The 19,434-nt window shown below is 64.2% G+C and carries 18 protein-coding genes; 9 read left to right on the plus strand and 9 right to left on the minus strand.

All coding sequences use genetic code 11. The features are described 5' to 3' along the window. Nucleotides 1-22 precede the first annotated feature (22 nt). From AC5Y21_RS08960 to AC5Y21_RS08970, 3 genes are all read right to left on the minus strand, one after another. Entirely contained in the window at nt 23-1,075 is a 1,053-nt protein-coding gene (locus tag AC5Y21_RS08960; RefSeq protein ID WP_499911443.1) for a zinc-binding alcohol dehydrogenase family protein, read from the minus strand. Nucleotides 1,076-1,167: 92 nt separating this feature from the next. Continuing rightward, the gene (locus AC5Y21_RS08965; protein ID WP_499911445.1) at nt 1,168-1,737 is read right to left on the minus strand and encodes a TetR family transcriptional regulator; all 570 of its coding nucleotides are present in this window, start codon (nt 1,735-1,737) and stop codon (nt 1,168-1,170) included. Nucleotides 1,738-1,827: 90 nt separating this feature from the next. Next, complete coding sequence (locus AC5Y21_RS08970) at nt 1,828-2,928, minus strand: ATP-dependent DNA ligase (RefSeq protein ID WP_499911447.1); 1,101 nt, start codon at nt 2,926-2,928, stop codon at nt 1,828-1,830. Between the two features lie 37 nt (nt 2,929-2,965). Between AC5Y21_RS08970 and AC5Y21_RS08975 the strand changes: the two genes are divergently transcribed. The 3 genes from AC5Y21_RS08975 (at nt 2,966) to lipL (ending at nt 6,488) form a co-directional block, all read left to right on the plus strand. Then, nucleotides 2,966-3,994, plus strand: coding sequence for a DNA polymerase domain-containing protein (locus AC5Y21_RS08975; protein ID WP_499911449.1), 1,029 nt, complete (start codon nt 2,966-2,968; stop codon nt 3,992-3,994). Nucleotides 3,995-4,086: 92 nt separating this feature from the next. Next, nucleotides 4,087-5,076, plus strand: a complete 990-nt coding sequence (locus AC5Y21_RS08980) for an ABC transporter ATP-binding protein (protein WP_499911451.1) — start codon at nt 4,087-4,089, stop codon at nt 5,074-5,076. A 140-nt stretch (nt 5,077-5,216) separates the two neighbouring features. After that, on the plus strand, nt 5,217-6,488 hold the full coding sequence (lipL, locus tag AC5Y21_RS08985) for an esterase/beta-lactamase LipL (RefSeq protein WP_499911454.1): 1,272 nt from the start codon (nt 5,217-5,219) through the stop codon (nt 6,486-6,488). Nucleotides 6,489-6,530: 42 nt separating this feature from the next. On the opposite strand, the gene AC5Y21_RS08990 is transcribed toward lipL, so the two are convergent. Further along, complete coding sequence (locus AC5Y21_RS08990) at nt 6,531-6,857, minus strand: sigma factor-like helix-turn-helix DNA-binding protein (protein WP_499911456.1); 327 nt, start codon at nt 6,855-6,857, stop codon at nt 6,531-6,533. A gap of 88 nt (nt 6,858-6,945) precedes the next feature. Between AC5Y21_RS08990 and AC5Y21_RS08995 the strand changes: the two genes are divergently transcribed. From AC5Y21_RS08995 to AC5Y21_RS09015, 5 genes are all read left to right on the plus strand, one after another. Beyond that, on the plus strand, nt 6,946-7,518 hold the full coding sequence (locus AC5Y21_RS08995; RefSeq protein WP_499911458.1) for a TetR family transcriptional regulator: 573 nt from the start codon (nt 6,946-6,948) through the stop codon (nt 7,516-7,518). A gap of 81 nt (nt 7,519-7,599) precedes the next feature. Then, complete coding sequence (locus tag AC5Y21_RS09000) at nt 7,600-8,406, plus strand: DUF3060 domain-containing protein (protein ID WP_499911460.1); 807 nt, start codon at nt 7,600-7,602, stop codon at nt 8,404-8,406. A gap of 209 nt (nt 8,407-8,615) precedes the next feature. Next, the gene (locus AC5Y21_RS09005; RefSeq protein WP_499911784.1) at nt 8,616-11,870 is read left to right on the plus strand and encodes a helix-turn-helix transcriptional regulator; all 3,255 of its coding nucleotides are present in this window, start codon (nt 8,616-8,618) and stop codon (nt 11,868-11,870) included. 151 nt (nt 11,871-12,021) lie between these two features. Continuing rightward, on the plus strand, nt 12,022-12,858 hold the full coding sequence (locus AC5Y21_RS09010; protein WP_499911462.1) for a mycofactocin-coupled SDR family oxidoreductase: 837 nt from the start codon (nt 12,022-12,024) through the stop codon (nt 12,856-12,858). 10 nt (nt 12,859-12,868) lie between these two features. Next, a complete protein-coding gene (locus AC5Y21_RS09015; protein ID WP_499911464.1) occupies nt 12,869-14,083 on the plus strand; it encodes a cytochrome P450 in 1,215 nt (404 codons plus the stop codon). Nucleotides 14,084-14,369: 286 nt separating this feature from the next. Here the strand turns inward: AC5Y21_RS09015 and AC5Y21_RS09020 are convergent, their stop codons facing one another. The 5 genes from AC5Y21_RS09020 to AC5Y21_RS09040 form a co-directional block, all read right to left on the minus strand. Beyond that, nucleotides 14,370-14,987, minus strand: a complete 618-nt coding sequence (locus AC5Y21_RS09020; protein WP_499911466.1) for a TetR/AcrR family transcriptional regulator — start codon at nt 14,985-14,987, stop codon at nt 14,370-14,372. A 4-nt stretch (nt 14,988-14,991) separates the two neighbouring features. Next, a complete protein-coding gene (locus AC5Y21_RS09025; RefSeq protein WP_499911468.1) occupies nt 14,992-15,327 on the minus strand; it encodes a hypothetical protein in 336 nt (111 codons plus the stop codon). Then, nucleotides 15,324-16,619 carry an aromatic ring-hydroxylating oxygenase subunit alpha gene (locus AC5Y21_RS09030; protein ID WP_499911470.1) on the minus strand — a complete coding sequence of 432 codons (1,296 nt, stop codon included), beginning with the start codon at nt 16,617-16,619 and terminating at the stop codon, nt 15,324-15,326. The genes AC5Y21_RS09025 and AC5Y21_RS09030 overlap by 4 nt, the downstream gene beginning before the upstream one ends. Further along, a complete protein-coding gene (locus AC5Y21_RS09035; RefSeq protein WP_499911472.1) occupies nt 16,616-17,512 on the minus strand; it encodes an enoyl-CoA hydratase/isomerase family protein in 897 nt (298 codons plus the stop codon). The genes AC5Y21_RS09030 and AC5Y21_RS09035 overlap by 4 nt, the downstream gene beginning before the upstream one ends. A gap of 83 nt (nt 17,513-17,595) precedes the next feature. Then, on the minus strand, nt 17,596-18,561 hold the full coding sequence (locus tag AC5Y21_RS09040) for a TIGR03621 family F420-dependent LLM class oxidoreductase (protein WP_499911474.1): 966 nt from the start codon (nt 18,559-18,561) through the stop codon (nt 17,596-17,598). Nucleotides 18,562-18,725: 164 nt separating this feature from the next. Between AC5Y21_RS09040 and AC5Y21_RS09045 the strand changes: the two genes are divergently transcribed. Continuing rightward, a complete protein-coding gene (locus AC5Y21_RS09045; RefSeq protein WP_499911475.1) occupies nt 18,726-19,430 on the plus strand; it encodes an SDR family NAD(P)-dependent oxidoreductase in 705 nt (234 codons plus the stop codon). The last annotated feature ends 4 nt before the right edge of the window (nt 19,431-19,434 follow it).

A 19,434-nucleotide genomic window follows, 5' to 3' on the forward strand; every position in this document is an offset into this window, starting at 1 on the left:
TTTGGTGTACAAGCACGCACCCTCACGGAACGGTGACGACGAGCTTTCTCGCGGAGACACCCTTCCGTAGTCGCTCGAGAGCGTCGGGAATCTTGTCGAGGCCCTCGCCGACGACCTCGGCGTCCGGTGCGGCCCGGTAGGTACCGCTGGCGAGCGCGACCGGAAGGAAGTCCTCGTATATTCCGGGTCCGACTGCATTGTCCTTGAGGCTGCCGCCCCAGATCGAACTCACATGGACCCCTTTGCGACGCCGCCACAGCAATTCGACGCGGGTGAGCAGCGCCGGCTGCGCGCTGGAAATACGACGACTGCCCGGTACTTTCGTCGCGATTGACAGGGCCGGTCTCAGGGAGCCGCCGCCGATGGCGAGGGTGCCGGCGAGGTAACTGTCGCCGATCTGCTCGATGAGCTCCTCGGTGGCAGTGCGGCTGTGATAGTCAACCGCCGCGGCAGCGCCCAATGACCGCACGTAGTCGAAGTTGCGTGGCGACGCGGTGGCAACGACGCGGTACCCGGCATGGCGAGCCAGCTGGATGGCATTGCTGCCCACACTGGTTGATCCGCCCCACACCAGGACCGTCTCCCCGCGATCCTTGGGATCGTTGGTCGGCAGGGGCAGCGCGAGCTGGTCTTGCTGGAACATGCCGGATGCCGCGGTCGAGATTGCCAGCGGCAGCACAGCGGCTCGCTCAAAGGGCAGATCGTCTGGAAGGGGCGTAACCATGTGCTGCATCAGCACCACGTAGAGCTGAAAGGCGCCTTCTGCAGCCCGGTTACGGTCCCGCTCAATGCCGAACGCGGGGCCAACTACGCGGTCCCCCGGACGCAGACGAGTTACATCGGATCCGACCTCGACAACTTCACCGGCGACGTCCGAGCCAACGACGGCCGGAAACGTCAACCACGGCAACACCAGCCGATAGGCGAAACCGGGCGCCGCATCGATCGGGTTCACCGCGATGGCGCGTGCTCTCACGACGACCTCATCTGCTGCCGGCCTGGTGTACCGGGCGGGTCCAACCTCGAACGGGCCCCTCGGCTTCGGCAGCCAAACGGCGATGTTGTCGGGAGTCATTTCAGGTTCTCCTCGGGTGGCCTGAGTGATGTCAGTGACTGTCGTAAGAATAGCACTGACGACAGTCGTTGTCATCCGGGCCAACGCCGTGCTCAGCGGCCACCCGTCACGGCCTTGAGTTCTTCCAGCGATTCGTCGATGAGCTGTGCCAGGTCGTGCCCCTTGACCTCGCCGACCCACCGCTCGAATGCGATCTTGAAGACGGCGACTCCAGCTTCTGCGGCGAGACTTGCGGCTGGTTGCGCGACACCACGTTCGCGCAGCGCTTCGGCGATCCCCGAGGCAAGCTTCGCGAGCTTGATCAGCTCCCGCTCCTGAAGCGCTACATGGGCATTGACGACGGCCTGGCGCTGCCGCGCTTGCTCGCGGGACCGTCCCTCAAACAGAATGCCGACAGTTTTGAGCCCTGCTGCGACGGCGTCCATCGGCGCTGCGTCGGCAGGAGCGCTCGCAACGGCGAGCACAAACAGGTCGTATAGCGCGCTTTCGCCCCAAAACAGCACCTCGCGCTTGTCGGCGAAGTGGCGGAAGAATGTTCGCTCGGTCAACCCTGCCCGCTGCGCGATCTCGGCCACCGTCGTCTGGTCGAATCCACGCTGGCTGTAGAGCTCCAAGGCAGCCTGCTCGAGGCGGCCTCGGGCGTTGGGTTCCCACCGGCCCATGTCGACTGATCCTACGTGACGACAGTTACTGCTATCACCGTCAAGCCCACATCAGTCACTGACATAGTTGGAGCGGGACTAATGAACCCACTAAGCATTGCCGGTAGCGAGCGCGGGAACGATGTCGGTAAGGCTGAACGTGAGCGGTTGTTCGAGCTGTTCATACGTGCATGAACGCGGGTCGCGGTCGGGGCGCCACCGGCTGAACTGGGCGGTGTGGCGGAACCGCTGACCTTCCATATGGTCGTAGCGGACCTCGACGACCCGCTCGGGTCGCAGCGGGACGAACGAGAGGTCCTTGCCGACGTTCCATCGCGAGAACTCGTTCTTGCGCGGGGTGCGCTCGCCGGCCTCGTGCGCCGCCCAGTTCCACGGGTGGTCGTCGAAGCTGGTGACCAGCGGCTGCAATTCAGTGAACAGCCGCCGTCGCTCGGCCATCGGGAAGGCGCCGATGACACCGACCGACGCGAGCTGCCCGTCATCCTGATAGAGCCCCAGCAACAGGGAGCCGATCGTGTCGCCCCCGGACTTGTGCACCCGATAGCCGGCGACCACGCAGTCGGCGGTCCGCTCGTGCTTGATCTTGAACATGACGCGCTTGTCCGGCTGATACGTGATGGTCAGCGGCTTGGCGACGACGCCGTCGAGCCCGGCTCCCTCGAACTCAGAGAACCAGCGCTGCGCGGTGGCGAGGTCGGTGGTCGCCGGCGTCACGTGGACCGACGCGGCCGAGCCGGCCGCGGAAACAGATAATGCTTCGACGAGAGCGGCGCGCCGCTCGCTGAACGGTCGCCCCGTGAAGTCGTCGTCGTCAAGCGCGAGCAAGTCGAACGCAATGAAGGACGCGGGCGTGTGCTCGGCCAGCATCCGGACCCGCGAATCGGCGGGATGGATGCGCTGTTGCAGGGCCTCGAAGTCCAGTCTGGGGCCGGTGGCTCGCATGGTGGAGACGACGATCTCGCCGTCGATCACGCAGCGCTGCGGTAGTTCGGCCTTGACCGCGGCGACCAACTCGGGGAAGTAGCGGGTCATCGGCCGCTCGTTGCGGCTGCCCAGCTCGACCTGATCGCCGTCGCGAAAACAGATGGACCTGAAGCCATCCCATTTGGGCTCATACGACGCATCCGGTGGGATTGCCTTGACTGACTTGGCCAGCATCGGCGAAATCGGCGGCATGACGGGTAAGTCCATCCATTCATTGTGGCGTCCGGCATGCTGGAATCCAGATATGGCCGCTGCAGCAGAAGAACTCGACGTCGACGGCATCGCCGTGCGGCTGACCAATCGGGACAAGGTGTATTTCCCCAAGCTGGGGTCGAAAGGCACCAAGGGCCGGCTGGTCGAGTACTACCTTGCCGTGGCGGGCGGCCCGATGCTGGCCACGCTGCGCAACCGGCCCACTCACTTGCAGCGGTTCCCGGAAGGCATCGACGGCGAGGAGATCTACCAGAAACGGGTTCCGCAGCATCATCCCGACTATCTGGAGACCTGCCGGGTGACCTTTCCGTCGGGGCGGACCGCCGACGCGCTGAAGGTCACCCACCCGGCCGCCATCGTGTGGGCGGCGCAGATGGGCACCATCATGCTGCATCCGTGGCAGGTCCGTTGCCCCGACACCGACCACCCCGACGAGCTGCGCATCGACCTGGATCCGCAGCCCGGCACCGGCTTCGAGGAGGCGCGGGCGGTCGCCGTCGACGTGCTGCGGCCGCTGCTCGACGAACTCGGTCTGGTCGGGCACCCCAAGACGTCCGGCGGCCGCGGGATCCATGTGTTTCTGCGGATCGCCACCGACTGGGATTTCATCGAGGTGCGACGCGCGGGCATCGCGCTGGCCCGCGAGATCGAGCGGCGCGCGCCCGACGCGGTCACCACATCGTGGTGGAAGGAACAACGGGGCCAGCGCATCTTCATCGACTTCAACCAGAACGCCCGAGACCGCACCATGGCGTCGGCGTATTCGGTGCGACGCACCCCCATCGCGACCGTGTCGACGCCGCTGACCTGGAAAGAGCTGGCCGGCGCGGATCCCGACGACTACACCATGGCGACCGTCCCCGAGCTGGTGCAGCAACGCGAAGACCCCTGGGCAGACATGGATCAGCTGGCCCAGTCGATCGCCCCGCTACTGGAACTGGCCGAGGCTGACGAAGAGCGCGGGCTCGGTGACATGCCGTATCCGCCGAACTATCCGAAGATGCCAGGCGAACCGAAACGGGTGCAGCCGAGCCGCGATACGGATTTGAAGAAGCCGTAGTTCAGCGGTTACCGGACGACGAAACGGTTATCCCAGTCCAATGACCACCGACTTCGGTGGGGGCGGCAACTCAACGGGTTGGAGCAGGACAGGTGGGTATCGGAATTTCAGTCGAAGGTCTGAGCAAATCTTTCGGCTCCACGAATGTCTGGGAAGACGTCACGATGAACATCCCCGCGGGCGAGGTCAGCGGGCTGATTGGTCCGTCCGGAACGGGCAAGTCGGTGTTCTTGAAGTCTTTGATCGGGCTGCTGCTCCCGGAGCGCGGCAAGATCGTCATCGACGGCGTAGACATCGTCGAGAGCTCGGCCAAAGAGCTCTACGAGCTCCGCAGGCTATTCGGCGTCATGTTCCAGGACGGCGCGCTGTTCGGCTCGATGACCCTGTACGACAACACCGCGTTCCCATTACGCGAGCACACCAACAAGAAGGAAGGCGAGATCCGCGACATCGTCATGGAGAAGCTCGCGCTGGTGGGCCTGCAAGGTGACGAGGCGAAGTATCCGGGCGAGATCTCCGGCGGTATGAAGAAGCGCGCCGGCCTGGCCCGCTCGCTGGTGTTGGATCCGCAGATCATTCTCTGCGACGAGCCGGACTCCGGTCTGGACCCCGTGCGCACCGCTTACCTGTGTCAACTGCTCATCGACATCAATGCGCAGATCGACGCCACGATCCTGATCGTGACGCACAACATCAACGTGGCGCGCACGGTGCCGGACAACATCGGCATGCTGTTCCGCAAGCACCTGGTCATGTTCGGGCCGCGCGAGGTGCTGCTGACCAGCGAGGAACCGGTTGTGGGGCAGTTCCTCAACGGCCGACGTATCGGTCCGATCGGTATGTCGGAGGAGAAGGACGAGGCGACCATGGCCGAGGAGCAAGCCATGGTCGACGCCGGTCAGCACGCCGGAGGTGTTGAGGACATCGAGGGCGTGCCACCGCAGGTCGTTGCGACGCCTGGGATGCCGGAGCGCAAGGCCGTCGAGCGTCGCAGGGCGCGGGTGCGCAAGATTCTGCACTCGCTGCCGCCGAAAGCTCAAGAGGCCATTCGTGACGACCTGGAAGGCAACAACGCGGCATAGGCTACGGTTTCACCTCGGCACTGACGCAAGGCCGCCTCGAGGGAGATCAGCACTGGCCACCTTTGAGAATGCCCTTATCACTAACTGATAATATAGTTCTCATGTATCAGCGTTGCTGCAAGCCGGGGGTTGGTTAGGGCATGACGCAAGCATCTGTTCTGGAATCCGAGAACGACCTGCCGGCGCACGTGCACGGCGCGGCCGACCCGCGGTTCTCGTGCGCCGTCCGAACCTTCGCCAAGCTGTTTCCCGATCCGCGGTTCGGCGGCGGCTCCCTTTCGGTGTATGTCGAGGGCGAACCCGTCGTCGACGTCTGGACTGGCTGGTCGGATCGTCACGGTGACGTGCCCTGGACAGCTGACACAGGCGCCATGGTCTTCTCGGCAAGCAAGGGCGTGGCCGCAACGGTGTTGCACCGGCTGGTCGACCGGGGGTTGCTGTCCTACGACGCCCCGGTTGCCCGGTATTGGCCGGAGTTCGGCGCTAACGGCAAGTCGGATATCGCCGTGCGCGACATGCTGCGTCACCGAGCGGGGTTGTCGCACCTGCAGGGTGTCAGCAGGGACGAGCTGTTGGATTTCCGGTTGATGGAAGAGCGGATTGCGGCCGCACCCGTTGATCGCCACGCCGGACGCGCGGCGTACCACGCCTTCACCTACGGCTGGCTCGTCTCTGGTCTGGCCCGAGCGATCACGGGCGTGGGCATGCGTGAGTTGTTCCGCCGCGAGATCGCGCAACCCCTCAACACCGACGGACTGCATCTCGGGCGGCCTCCGAAGGAAGCGCCGACCAAAGTTGCGCAGATCATGTTCCCGCAAAGCACCCGGGCCAACCCGCTGATCGACCACCTCGCGCCGCGGCTCGCCGAATCGCCGCTGGCCGGTGGCTTGGGCGCGTTGTACGTCCCGGGCATTACCTCGCTGGTACAGGGCGACACCCCATTTCTTGACAGCGAGATCCCCTCCGTTAATGCCGTGGTGACCGCCCGCGGCCTGGCCAAGATGTACGGTGCCCTGGCCAACAGTGGGCGTATCGACGGAACTCAGTTCCTCTCTTCGGAACTGGCCGATGGACTGCTGGGAAAGATCAGTTTGCGGCCCGACCTGAACCTGATCTTCCCGATGTCGTTCCACCTTGGTTACCACGGGTCACCGGTGCCCGGCCTGCTGCGTGGATACGGCCACGCCGGTCTGGGCGGAACGATCGGGTGGGCCGATCCGGCCACCAGAAGCTCGTTCGCGTTCGTGCACAATCGGCTCGTCACACCGATCCTGGTCGACATGGCCCTTTTTGTGCCGTTGATACTGCCGATGCGACGCGCCATTACGGCCGCATCCACGCGGGGGTTCGACGCGGTGCCTCAGTTCGGCGCGCCCTACCGCGAAGTCGGAGCGCAGAGCGAACACGCCTGAGCGGCGCCGCGGCGGCTTGACACGCGTTGTCGGATGGTCGATTTAGTTGAACCTCAGGCGACCTGTGAGCCGTAGTGCATGCAGGCCATCGTGCAGCCGTGACTTCACGACGGCTTCGGTGATCTTCAGGTCGTCGGCGATTCTCGCGGTCGTCCATCCCTGGTAATAGGCCCGGTAGATGACGGCGCGGTGCTCGAACGGCAACTGCCGCAACGAATCTGCGATCGGCGATCTCGGCTGTTGGTCGGTATCAGGGGGCGAAACCGAGTCCGGGCGGCGTACAGCGGTCGGCGGTGGCCCGCGCTGCGCCCGCGTCAGCGAAGCTGGAAATCTCCAGCTGGCGCTCAGACAGGGCTGGGGGTCGAGCATCGGGCGGTTCCTTACTAACTAGATAGTTAGAAGATACCTGTAACGGCATTCGCGGTCAACTATCTAGTTAGTTAGGTAATCTGTAGGGATGACTGCCACGCGTGACGCTGCAGCGACCCGCCGCCGCCTGATCGACGCCGCTCGCGCCGAGTTCGGCCAGTACGGCATCGCCGGTTCGCGTGTAGACCGCATCGCCGCCAACGCCGAGGCCAACAAGGCCCAGATTTACAACTATTTCGGAAGCAAGGACCAGCTCTTTGACGCAGTCTGGGAATCGGTGGTGCAACAGGTCATCGAGTCCATCCCGATCGACGCCACCGATCTTGCCGGGTATGCGGAAAGACTGGCCGACACGTATCGGCAACATCCGGAGATCAGGCGGCTGGTGAGCTGGCAACGCCTCGAGCGCGGTCATGAGGGACCCCATCTGTTCGCGGTCAAGAACGCCAAAGCCACCGTTGACGCGATCGCAAGAGCGCAATCCGACGGCAAGGTGTCCGACTATTTCGAACCCGGCGTGCTATTGGCACTGATCATCAACATCGCCTCGCTGTGGACCGCGAGCAGCAGCCTCGAGGTCCTTACTGTCGTCGACGTGTCGGATGCCAAGCGGCAGCGCGAGATTATTCGCGACGCCGTCGAATGCCTACTCCGGCGGTAGCCGGTCAAGGAAGACTGCGGCGGCGTCGTCCTCACGCAATTCATGAGGCCGTCATCTCGTTGGCGTGAGACCATTTCGCAGATGAAGGACGACGACCCCGAGAAGCGGATCCGCGAGTTGGAACTCGGGCTCGGCGGCTCGACGCAGGGCACGGCTGGTCCGCTCTACGATGGCGGCTTCACGTCGCCGCCCCGCGGCGTTCGAGTGCGCTGGCCGTTGCTGGCTGTTGTCGCACTGGCGATCCTGGTGCCGATCGCGCTGGCAGTCGTCTGGGGTATCCATCTGGTGCGTAACACCGCCGCGACCGTGAACAGTGGCGCCGCGACGAGCGCGGCCCCGATCACGGTTGAGCACGGCGGCACATTCAGCCTGGGCGGCAACGGCGCCAACGACACGATCGCATGCAACGACGGCAACCTGACGCTGAATTCGAACAACAGCACGGTTACCGTGACCGGTCACTGTGCCAGCCTCAAAGTGCATGGGTTCGACAATCACGTGAACGTCGACCGCGCCGACGTCATGGAGGTATCGGGCTTTGGCAACACGATCACCGAAACTGCGTGCAATGACGGCAAACTGACTTTCGCCAGCTACGGCAACACGTTTTCCGCTCGCGGTCACTGTGCCAGCCTGGCGCTGTCCGCCTACGGCAACCGGGTGCAGGCCGACAGCATCGACAGCATCGCGGTTACCAATTACAGCAGCCGGGTCACGGTCACCGGCCACTGTGGCGGGCTGACGATTTCGGCGTACGACAATCAGGTGCAGTGCGACAGCGTCGACACCGTCGAGTTCGCGGGCTTCAACAACACGGTGACCTACCACACGGGTACGCCACCAAAGGTCGTCACGACGGGCCGTAACAACACCGTGAAGCAGGGTTGATTTCGACGCGCGAGCAGACACGGAATCGCACTGCGCGAGCGCTGCGAGTGCGATTCCACGTCTGCTCGCGGTAGGAACCTCCGCCCCCGTCGGCGCGGATCTCCGCGTATGCGCTGATGTTTTGCCCTCCGCGGCGACGCACGCTGGCTAGCATGAGCGAAATCGATCGACGCGCGGACCTGCCGCTGGTGGACTGGAGCGAAGTTGACGTGAGCGGTCTATTGCCGACGGGCACCGTCACGTTGCTGTTGGGTGACGTCGAGGGTTCCACGCGGCTATGGGAAAGCCAGCCCGATGAAATGACTGCTGCCCTCGCTCGAATGAATGAGGCAGTGTCGGCGACCATCGCCGCGCACGACGGAGTGCGACCGGTCGAGCAAGGCGAGGGCGACAGCTTCGTCGCTGCCTTCGCCCGTGCCTCGGATGCGGTGGCCGCCGCGCTGGAGTTGCAGCGCGCACCGTTGGCGCCGATCCGGCTGCGGATCGGAATCCATACCGGCGAGATACAGCTGCGCGACGAAGGTAACTACGTCGGGCCGACGATCAACCGGACAGCGCGGCTGCGCGATCTGGCGCACGGCGCACAGACCGTGCTGTCCGGCGCGGCCGAAGCGATGGTGCTTGACCGGCTCCCGACAGGCGCATGGCTCACCGACCTGGGCACCCATCCGCTGCGTGATCTGCCGCGTCCCGAGCGGGTGGTACAGCTGTGTCATCCGGATCTGGTGAACGATTTTCCACCCCTGCGGATAACCAAAACTGTTGTCGCTCAGCGCCTTCCCGCGCAGTTGACCAGTTTCGTGGGCCGCGACGCCGAGCTGACCCGAGTGCGGGAACTGCTGGCCGACAACCGGATGGTTACTCTCACCGGCGCCGGTGGGGTGGGCAAGACCCGGCTGGCGGTGCAGATCGCGGGACAGGTGGCCGCCGAGTTCGGTGGCGGAGTCTGGTATGTGGACCTGGCGCCGATCACCGATCCCGAGGTGGTGCCGATCGCGGTGGCGCGTGCATTCGGGCTGCCCGACCAACCGGGGCGCTCCACAATGGACACAATCAGCCGTTTCGTCGCCGAGCGACGGATGCTGGTGGTGTTGGACAACTGTGAGCATCTGCTGGACGCGAGCGCGGAGCTAGTCGTCGCTCTCCTCGCCGCCGCAAGTGAATTGACGCTATTGGCGACGAGCCGCGAGCCGATCGGCGTGTCCGGCGAGGTGGGCTGGCGAGTGCCGTCGCTGTCGCTGGCCGACGAAGCCGTCGAACTGTTCACTGACCGTGCCCGCCGTGCCCGGGCAGATTTCGCCGTCACCGACGACAATGCCGCCGCGATCGCGGAAATCTGCCGGCGGCTGGACGGTTTGCCGCTGGCGATCGAGCTCGCCGCAGCACGGGTGCGCGCCTTGTCGCTGACCGAGATCGTCGACACCTTGCACGACCGTTTCCGGTTATTGACCGGTGGTGCGCGCACGTCGGTGCGCCGCCAGCAGACCTTGCGCGCGTCGGTGGATTGGTCGCACGCGTTGTTGACCGAGTCTGAGCGGGTCTTGTTCCGACGGCTGGCGGCGTTCGTGGGTGGCTTCGATTTGGATGCCGCACAGGCGGTTGCGGGGTCCGGGCAGGTGGAGCGCTTCCAGGTGCTTGATCAGCTCAGCCTGCTGGTAGACAAATCGCTCGTGGTCGCCGACGACAGCCGGGACCGAACCCGCTACCGGCTCTTGGAGACCGTTCGCCAATACGCGCTGGAAAAGCTCGGCGAATCCGGTGAGGCGGACGAGGTGCGGTCGCGTCACCGCGACTACTACACATCGATGGCGGCCGCGGTCGATGCGCCGGCAGGGAGTGACTATGAGCAGCGTGTCGAGCAGGCGGAAATGGAAATCGACAACCTGCGAGCCGCGTTCGCCTGGAGTTGCGAAAACTCGGACACGGCGCTCGCATTGACACTCGCGTCGTCGCTGCATCCGCTCTGGTTCGCGCGGGGTCGGGTGCTCGAGGGCTCGGCGTGGTTGGACGCGGTCTTCATCGATGACGTGGCACAGCACCCCGACGTGCCGGCCGTGGTGCTCGCCCGAGCGCTATCCGACAAAGCGATGCTCGACTCCGCGGTCGGCAGCGTGAACGTGAATCAGGCGCAGCAAGCGCTGGTAGTCGCCCGTGATGTTGGGGACGCAGCCGTGCTGGTGAGAGCGCTGATTGCCTGCGCACTGACCGCTGCCCACAACGCAGAGCTGGCGGGGGAGTACTTCGCCGAGGCGATCACACTGGCCCGGGAGTTGGACGACAAGTGGAGGCTCAGTCAGATTCTGGCCTGGCAGGCACACGCGGCACTCCTTTACGGTGACCCTATCGCGGCACGCGCGGCCGCCGAGGAAGGACGCGACATCGCCGACGCGATCGGTGACAGGTTCAACTCGCGCCATTGCCGCACTTGTCTTGGTCTGGCACAACTACTCGAGAGCGATATCGCTGGCGCGCTCACGCAATTCCGCGCGGCGGCCGCCGAGGCCACGGCCGCCCACGACGGGATTCTTGCGGTCGGGAACCTCGCGCACCAGGCCACCGCATTAGGGTGGCGGGGCGACGGGGAGGCGGCCCTGGCCGCGGCTGAAGCGAGCCTCGGGCCCGGGACTGAATTCGGGCCTTTCGTCTCAGCCATTTGTTATATGGCGCTGGGATGGGCGGCCCTGGCAGCCGGCGATGTCGGGAATGCGCTGGAAGCCACCGCGGCGGCCTGGGAGCACGGGGGTGCCCTGCCCGGATCTGCTTCTATCCAACGGCCGGTCATGGCGCAGGCCATCTTGGCGAGTGGGGATCTGGTCGCCGCAAGACGCTGGGCAGATGACGCAGTCAAGACAGCCATGAGCTGGGCGGTCCTGGTCTCGTCACTCGTCACGCGCGCCCGCGTGGCGATGGCACAAGGTGAACCAGAGCAGGCTGGACGCGACGTCCATGAGGCATTGGCAAATCTCCCCGACGGCTTTCCCTATGTGGGCGTTGCCGACGCCCTCGAATGTGCCGCGACTTCGGCCGCCAGCAGTGGCAGCCATCGGGAAGCGGGACGACTTTTTGGTGCGGCAGCGGCAATCCGGCAACGCAAGAACATCGGGCGGTTAAAAGTCTGGGAGGCCGACTACGAATCCTCGCTAGCAGCATTGCGGAATGCAATGGGCGAGGCGGACTTTGAAACCGCATGGGCCGAAGGGGCGGCGCTGACTACCGAGGAGGCAGTCGCCTACGCCCGGCGCGGACACGGCGAACGCAAACGACCTACCAGTGGTTGGGATTCGCTCACACCGACCGAGCGCGACGTCGTGCGGCTGGTCAGCGAAGGTCTCGGCAACAACGACATCGCGACAAGGCTTTTCATCTCGCCTCGCACCGTGCAATCCCATTTGAGGCACGCGTATGCGAAGCTCGGCTTCACCTCTCGAGTGCAACTCGCCCAAGAGGCGGCCCGCCACGTGTGACGAGCAGACGCAAAAGCACCCATTTCCGGCCGAAAATGGGTGCTTTTGCGTCTGCTCGGCAACGAACCTTGACGAGCTCAGCGCCGTGCTGCTAAACATGGCCAAGCCACAAATTTGGGCGATCGCCCAAAAACCGTCGAACGGAGATCGCATGGCGGGCCGGATGGACGGCAAGGTCGCGTTCGTGACCGGCGCGGCGCGCGGCCAGGGCAGAAGTCACGCGGTCCGGCTCGCGCAGGAGGGCGCGGACATCATCGCGGTCGACATCTGTCAGGGATTCACCGCGTCGCCCGCAGACGCCGCGACGCCGGAAGATCTGGACGTCACAGCTGGGATGGTCAAAGATGCGGGAGGCCGCGTCGTCACAGCCGAAGTCGACGTTCGGGATTCGGCCGCACTGCAGGCTGCCGTTGACAGCGGCGTCGAACAGCTTGGGCGGCTTGACGTCATCGTGGCGAACGCCGGCATCGGCACGATCGCCGGAAAGCTGCACAAGATTGACGAACCGATCTGGCAGGAAATGATCGACATCAACCTCAGCGGCGTCTGGAAGTCGGTGAAGGCCGGCGTACCGCCCATCCTGGCCGGCGGTCGCGGGGGCTCGATCGTCCTGACGTCTTCGGTCGCCGGCGCCAAGGCGTATTCGCACATGGGTCACTATGTCGCTGCCAAACATGGCGTGGTCGGCCTAATGCGTTCTTTCGCTGTCGAATTGGGACAGCACATGATCAGGGTCAACTCCGTTCTGCCGACCCACGTGAACACACCGTTGCTGATGAACGACAAGACCTACCGTGCGTTTCGGCCAGAGCTGGACAACCCCGGACCCGACGATCTCGCTCCGGTGTGCCAGACCTTCCACTACTTGCCGATTCCCTGGGTGACCGCCGAAGATATCAGCAACGCGGTGCTGTTCCTGGCCTCCGACGAAGCGCGCTACATCACCGGCGTTGCGATCCCCGTGGATGCCGGCAGCTGCCTGAAGTAAGGAAGCAACGATGGCCTTAACAAACGACACCGCAAACGACACGGACGTCTACTACGACCCCTATGACACCGGCATCATCGCCGACCCGTATCCCGTGTATGCGCGACTGCGTGAAGAGGCGCCGATCTACTACAACGAGCGGTACGACTTCTGGGCGATATCAAGGCATTCCGACGTCGAACAGGCGTTGGCCAACTGGCAGGTATTCTCCAGCCGGCGCAGCGACATCCTCGAGTTGGTCCAGTCGAAATTCGACATGCCCGGCGGCGTGATGATGTTTCAGGATCCGCCCGAACACACGATGCTGCGCGGCCTGATGTCGCGAGTGTTCACGCCGCGCCGGATGGCCGAAATCGAAGACCAGATCCGGGCATATTGCGTTCGATGCCTGGACCCCCATGTCGGATCGGACGGGTTCGACATCATCGCCGAGCTCGCCTGCATGATGCCGATGCGTGTGATCGGTATGTTGCTGGGAATCCCTGAGTCGGAACAGATCTCGGTGCGGGACGCAAACGATGCCAACCTCCGCACTAAGCCCGGCGCGCCGCTGAAGGTCGTCGACGCCGACTCCATCGCCGATGGCCGGATATACGCCGACTACGTCGAGTGGCGGTCCAAAAACCCGTCCGACGACCTGATGACGCAATTGCTCAATGTCGAGTTCGACGACGACCAGGGCGTGCACCGGAAGCTCACTCGCAAGGAGATACTGCACTACACCCAGGTGGTGGCCGGTGCGGGCAACGAGACCACGGGCCGGCTTATCGGCTGGTTGGCCAAGGTGCTCGCCGAGCATCCCGACCAGCGCCGCGAGGTCTATGACGATCGGTCGCTGCTGACTCGCGCCGTCGACGAGACGCTACGATTCGAGCCCACTGGGCCCCACGTAGCCCGTTGGATGGCAACGGATTTCGAGTGCTACGGCATGACGGTCCCCGCCGGCAGCGCCATGCTGCTGCTGTTCGGCGCCGCCAACCGCGACCCTCGTCGCTACACGGATCCGGACACGTTCAACATCCATCGCGAGAACATCTCGCACATTACCTTCGGCAAGGGCGTGCATTACTGCCTCGGTGCCAACCTGGCTCGGCTGGAGGGACGCGTCGCGCTGGACGAGATGCTGAACCGCTGGCCCGAATGGGACATCGACTACGACACAGCAAAACTGGCGCCGACGTCCACCGTGCGGGGTTGGGAGCGGTTGCGGCTCGTGCTGCCCTGATTGGCGGTGCTCGCGGAATTTAAATCTGTCCTGGGCTGTCTCAAATTGCCTCGGTACACCGCTGGACACACCGGTCACTCCCATCACCGGAGAACAGGCTTGTGTCTATTTGTCCGCCTCCTAGCGACAAATTGACCTGCCGTGCAACGGCTGTCGCTAGGAGGCGGACAAATAGACACACAACAGACAATCTGTGACGGATGGGACTCATGAGAAACGCGGCCGACAAGTCCACGGCACCACCAAGCTGCCCCGGTGTGGCCAGCTGTGCCCCCGAGGTCCACACCTAATCCGGCGCACTGCGCCCGCGGCGGTCCTTCGGTGACGGCATCTCGAATCGGTCCAGGAATCGGCGCACCAGCGCGACGGCCTCATCGTGACCTCCCGACGTGCCCAGCCCCTCCTCCAAGATGAGAGTGCGGCCGATCGCCGCGATGACAACCGCCAAGCCCGCCGGCGGTAATTCGGTTGTGTCGAGGCCATGTTCGCGAACGATGAAGTTCAGTGCGGTGATCTGCATCTCGCGCCATCGTTCCGACCAGGCCGCGATCTCGGCACGAATCTCCTTGCGGTGGTTAGCAAGCCCCATGAACTCCAGCAGCAGCCGGGTGTCCTTGGGTTCGATGAGGGTGTCCCAGAAGGCGTGCAACGGTCGGTCTGAGGACAACGCTTCCTGCTGACGCTCCAGATACACTGTGGCGCCGCGGCGGAACACGGCCAGATATAACTCGTCCATTGTCGGGAAGTAGTAGTGCACCAACGCCGGTTTGACGCCGGCCTTGGCCGCCACCCGACGCGACGTGGCAGCGGCGTACCCTTCCTCGAGCATGATCTGAATCGTCGCGTCGATCAGCAACGCGCGAGTGGTCGAGTCCCGCGCCTTGGGCCGTTCCGATGCCGTCATGCCGTCACACCGCCGGCTCGGCGACCATGTCGAAGAACGCGGCGCCCGAGTCCGGGATGCGGTTCTGTTTGAACACGTTGACGGCGTACGACACCAGAATCATCGAATACAGCATGTGCAGCAGCCTGGCCGCGTCGTCCGGTAAAGCGTTGATGTCCATCGTGTTCAGGTACGCGATCGCCTCTTCGGCCCGTGGGGCGATTGCGTCGTAAAACGCAACGAGTTCGGCGTAGGGCTTAGACAGCCGCGCCTCGTACCGTTGCGCCCGCGTCGGCAACGCCCACTCGGCGGCAAAAGGTTCGAGGCCGGAAAACCTCTCTGGCAACAACACATTCGTCATGACGGCGCCCCGGACCGGTAGGCGTCGACCGTGTCGCGGATGACCGTGTGGAATTGCCGGATCAACAGTTCCTGGTCACTCAGGTGGAACGTGCTCTGCGCCCGCGTCTTCAGCGCGGAGTGTGTGGCCTCGATGGTGTTCACGTCCTGCATGGCGAACTCGATTGTGCTGTCCACCACCAGCTCCTGCGCCAGGCGGTCGGTCGCGTCGGCCGGTGGCACGAAATACATGTCGATCTCGTAGATGTGCGAGTCGACGGTCTCGGGCCAGTAGGTGTAAGTGATGTAATAACCGCGCGCCCAGATCTGGATCGAAATGTTCGGAAAGATCCAGAACTGGTCGTTGCCCCACGACTTGATCCCGCCCCGGTTGAGAAAGTCAGGTTGCGGGCCGATATCGGGCACGTCGTCGGGCCCGAACAGACCCGCGCGGAACAGCTTGTAAACCCAACGCTGGTCCTGGCGTGCCGGTCCCGCGGTGCCGGGTTCGCGAGGCGGCAGCGGCGGTGGTCCGGGAACCGACGTGAGCATGTGCGGCCGGAACAGCTCGTAGTGATACGCGTCGACCGGTGGCACCATCTTCTCGGCCTTCGACACGTCAGGGTCGATGAACCGCCCGTGCACATACGGCGGGTGGTACCACTCGCATACCGAGTCGACGGCCAGCTTCCAATTCCCGTTGATCCGTGTGGAGAAGCCGTAGTGCTGCGTCATCTTGTGGAACGGGTAGGCCTCGATGGGTAGCAGCCCGTCGCCGAGGAAATCGCGTAGCGGCACCGGGTTTTCGGCGAGATTGACGAAAATGAAACCCGCCCACACCTCACAATGCACCGGCGGCATCCGCAGCGTGCTCTTGTCCAGATCGAAGAATTCGCCCTCGTTGGTGACGTGGTTGACCTTGCCGTCGAGCCCATATCGCCAGCCGTGATACTTGCAGGCGAACGCGCGACAGGTTCCCGACGTCTCCCTGCCGGGATGTTCCTGCCAGACCACCTTGTTGCCGCGGTGGGCGCATACGTTGTGAAACGCGTGCACCGTGTCGTTCAGGTCGCGGGCGATCACGATCGACGCAAGCTGCCCGGGCAGGTCGCGGGTGAAATACGAACCCTTGCGTGGCAACCGCTCAATACGGCCGACACACAACCAGTTTCGCTCGAATACCGCCTTGCGCTCGGCGGCGAAGAACTCCTCGGAGATCGAATCTTCGTAGCTGACCGGGCCGGTCCCGAGTTCGGGATAGTCGGTGGTGAACTTTCCGCGACCGGTCGCCAACCGCTGCTGGATGCTGGTCACGATGGGACTTCTTCACTGCGTTGACCGTCCGACGCCGGCTGCGACCAAGGCTCCGCGTCCCAGGCCCGGTCCAGGGGTGCCATCTCGCCGCCGAACGGGAAAAAGGCCCGCTGCGCGTAGGTTTCCCGCGCCAGGCCGTGGCCGAGCTCGTCGATGAAGGCCCGCTTGAGTGGATTGGTGAAAAGCTGGCGCGAGTAACGCAGCGTCAGCGGTGGGCGTTTTACCAGTTCGCGCGCGAGTTCCCACGCCCTGTCCAGCAATTGGTCCTTCGGCAGGACCTCGTTGACCACACCCCACTCCTTGGCTTCCTGCGCCCCGAGCTTCATGCCGGTCAACAGGAAATAGCGGGCACGGGTGTGGCCGGCCAAAAAGCTCCAGATGACGTGCTGGCCGTCGCCGGGCACCTGACCGCGGGGGAAATGCGAAGCATCCTGGAAATACGCGTCTTCGGAGGCCAACACGATATCGCCGAGCAGCGGTACCTCGGAGTGCATGTTGCACGGGCCGTTGACCGCGCTGATCATCGGAACGTCGACATCGAGCACGTTGGTGATCAGATGCCGTGCATACCAGGCCTTTTCGTCGAGCTTGTGCAGGCCGCGGGTGCCGGGCATGAGCAGATACTCGGGCTTTTCTACGGGATCGCCGTTAGGCATGCGCCCCCAGTTGGCGTTGTAGTTGTCGCCGGTGCCGGTGTGGATGAGCACCTTGATCTCGCGGTCCCCGGCGATATCGGCGAACACGTCTGACAGGTCGTCGTGCGCCCGCCAGTCCCACACCAGGCTGCCGCCGTTGGTGTGGCATTGCATGAACAAGATGCCGTCGTCGGACAGCTCAAGCCGGTAATTGGCATACCGGTCGTGGTACTCGCTGAATCTGGTCCGCTTTGCCATAGATTCGCCGTCCGTCCCCTTGAGCGATCGCCCAAATCACACAGGGCCTCATGGTCCCACCTCTTGGTTGCGGTGGTCAAGGCTCAGCGCCCACGCAGCAGGGCCACCACCGGGGCGAAGGATTCGATCTGCGACTGCTGCACCGTGACGTAATTGACGCCCAGAGCTTCTCTGTGCGAAATCAGCGTATCCACAACACTTTCCGTCCAACCGACCAGAACGTTGGGATGGTTGCGCAACAGGTCGACGGAAATCCCCGTGGTTGCCGCCACACCGGCCAGTGCGGATTCGGGGTCGTCGGTGATCTCGGTGAAGTAGGGCGAACTCTCGACGTCGAGTCCGGCGAAGCGCTCACCCGCCGCGGCCTGCACAAATCCGATCCGGCGTTGCGCCACCGTCACCGGATCGAGTCCGTCGGCGTCGCGAGCCACGAAGGGCACGCTGGACATGCTGACGATGTCGGCTTCGCGGCCGGCTAGCGAAAGGATGCGCGGGCCACCGCCGCCGATCATGATCGGTGGATGCGGGCGTTGCACCGGCTGCGGCCGTCCCGCGTACCCGTGCACCTGTACGAAGTCACCGGAAAAGTCCAGTTCTTGGCCTTCCCAATGGGCCTTGACCAGCGAAACGACCTCGGCCAGCTTCGCGATTCGCTGGCCCGGGCGGTCGAAGTCGAGTCCCATCGCGGTGTACTCGACCTCACTCCAGCCGGCGCCGATGCCCAGTTCCAGACGACCGTCGGAGAGCAGATCGAGTGTCGCCGCTTCTTTGGCCAAGACGGCCGGCACGTGGTAGTCGATACAGAAAACGCGGCAGCCAATGCGCAAAGTTTCGCTATACGCGGCCGCCGCGGCCATCGCCGCGATGGGGGCCAGGTCTTGGCGAGGGGTCCGGGCGGCTTTCTGCGCGGGGCCAGGGCCGAGGTAGTGATCCGCAAGGAAAAGCGTTGAATAGCCGAGGTCTTCGACTTTGCGGACGGTGTCGCGCCACTCGCGTCCCCCGGCGGCGTTGGTCGCTTGCACGGCAAAACGAAACGGGGGCCGGTCCATCACCGGACCCTAGATTGCCCCACGAGCAGACGCAAAAGCCCCTGCACGCACGGCGTGTTGGGTGCTTTTGCGTCTGCTCGCCGCAACTACTTGACCGCCGTCGACACCGGGTGATAGGCATGTGAAGCCAATTGTTGGGCGGTCGCTCAGGAAGGTGTCTCGGCGTGAAGACGGCTGTCGTGACCGGCGGTGCGTCTGGAATCGGCCGCGCCGTCGCCGAACGGCTGCGCGGTGACGGCTTCCGCGTGGCCGTGATCGATCTGTCGCGCACCGACGACAGCTCGGGCCACGTCGCCGATGTCACCGACCGTGCGCAGGTCGACGCCGCGATCTCGGCGATCCGCGACGAGTTGGGCCCGATCCTGGTGCTGGTCAATGCGGCCGGGATGGAAGGCTTCAAAAAGTTCTCGCACTTGACGTTCGACGAATGGTCCAAGGTGATCGATGTCAACCTGAACGGGGTGTTCCACACCATTCAGGCCGTGCTGCCGGACATGGTCGAAGCGGGTTGGGGCCGCATTGTCAACATCTCGTCGTCAAGCACCCACTCCGGACAGCCCTACATGGCGCACTACGTGGCGGCGAAGTCCGCGGTCAACGGCCTGACCAAATCGCTCGCTCTCGAATACGGCCCGGTCGGCATCACCGTCAACGCGGTACCGCCGGGATTCATCGACACACCGATGCTGCGCAGCGCCGAGCAACGACACCTGCTCGGTGGCACCGTGGAGGATCACATCAACCGAACGCCGGTGCGCCGAGTGGGCCGGCCCGAAGATATCGCGGCGGCCTGCGCCTTCTTCGTATCCGAAGAAGCCGGCTACATCACTGGACAGATCCTTGGTGTCAACGGCGGTCGCAACACCTGAGAGG

The sequence above is a fragment of the Mycobacterium sp. NGS41 genome (assembly GCF_059812725.1).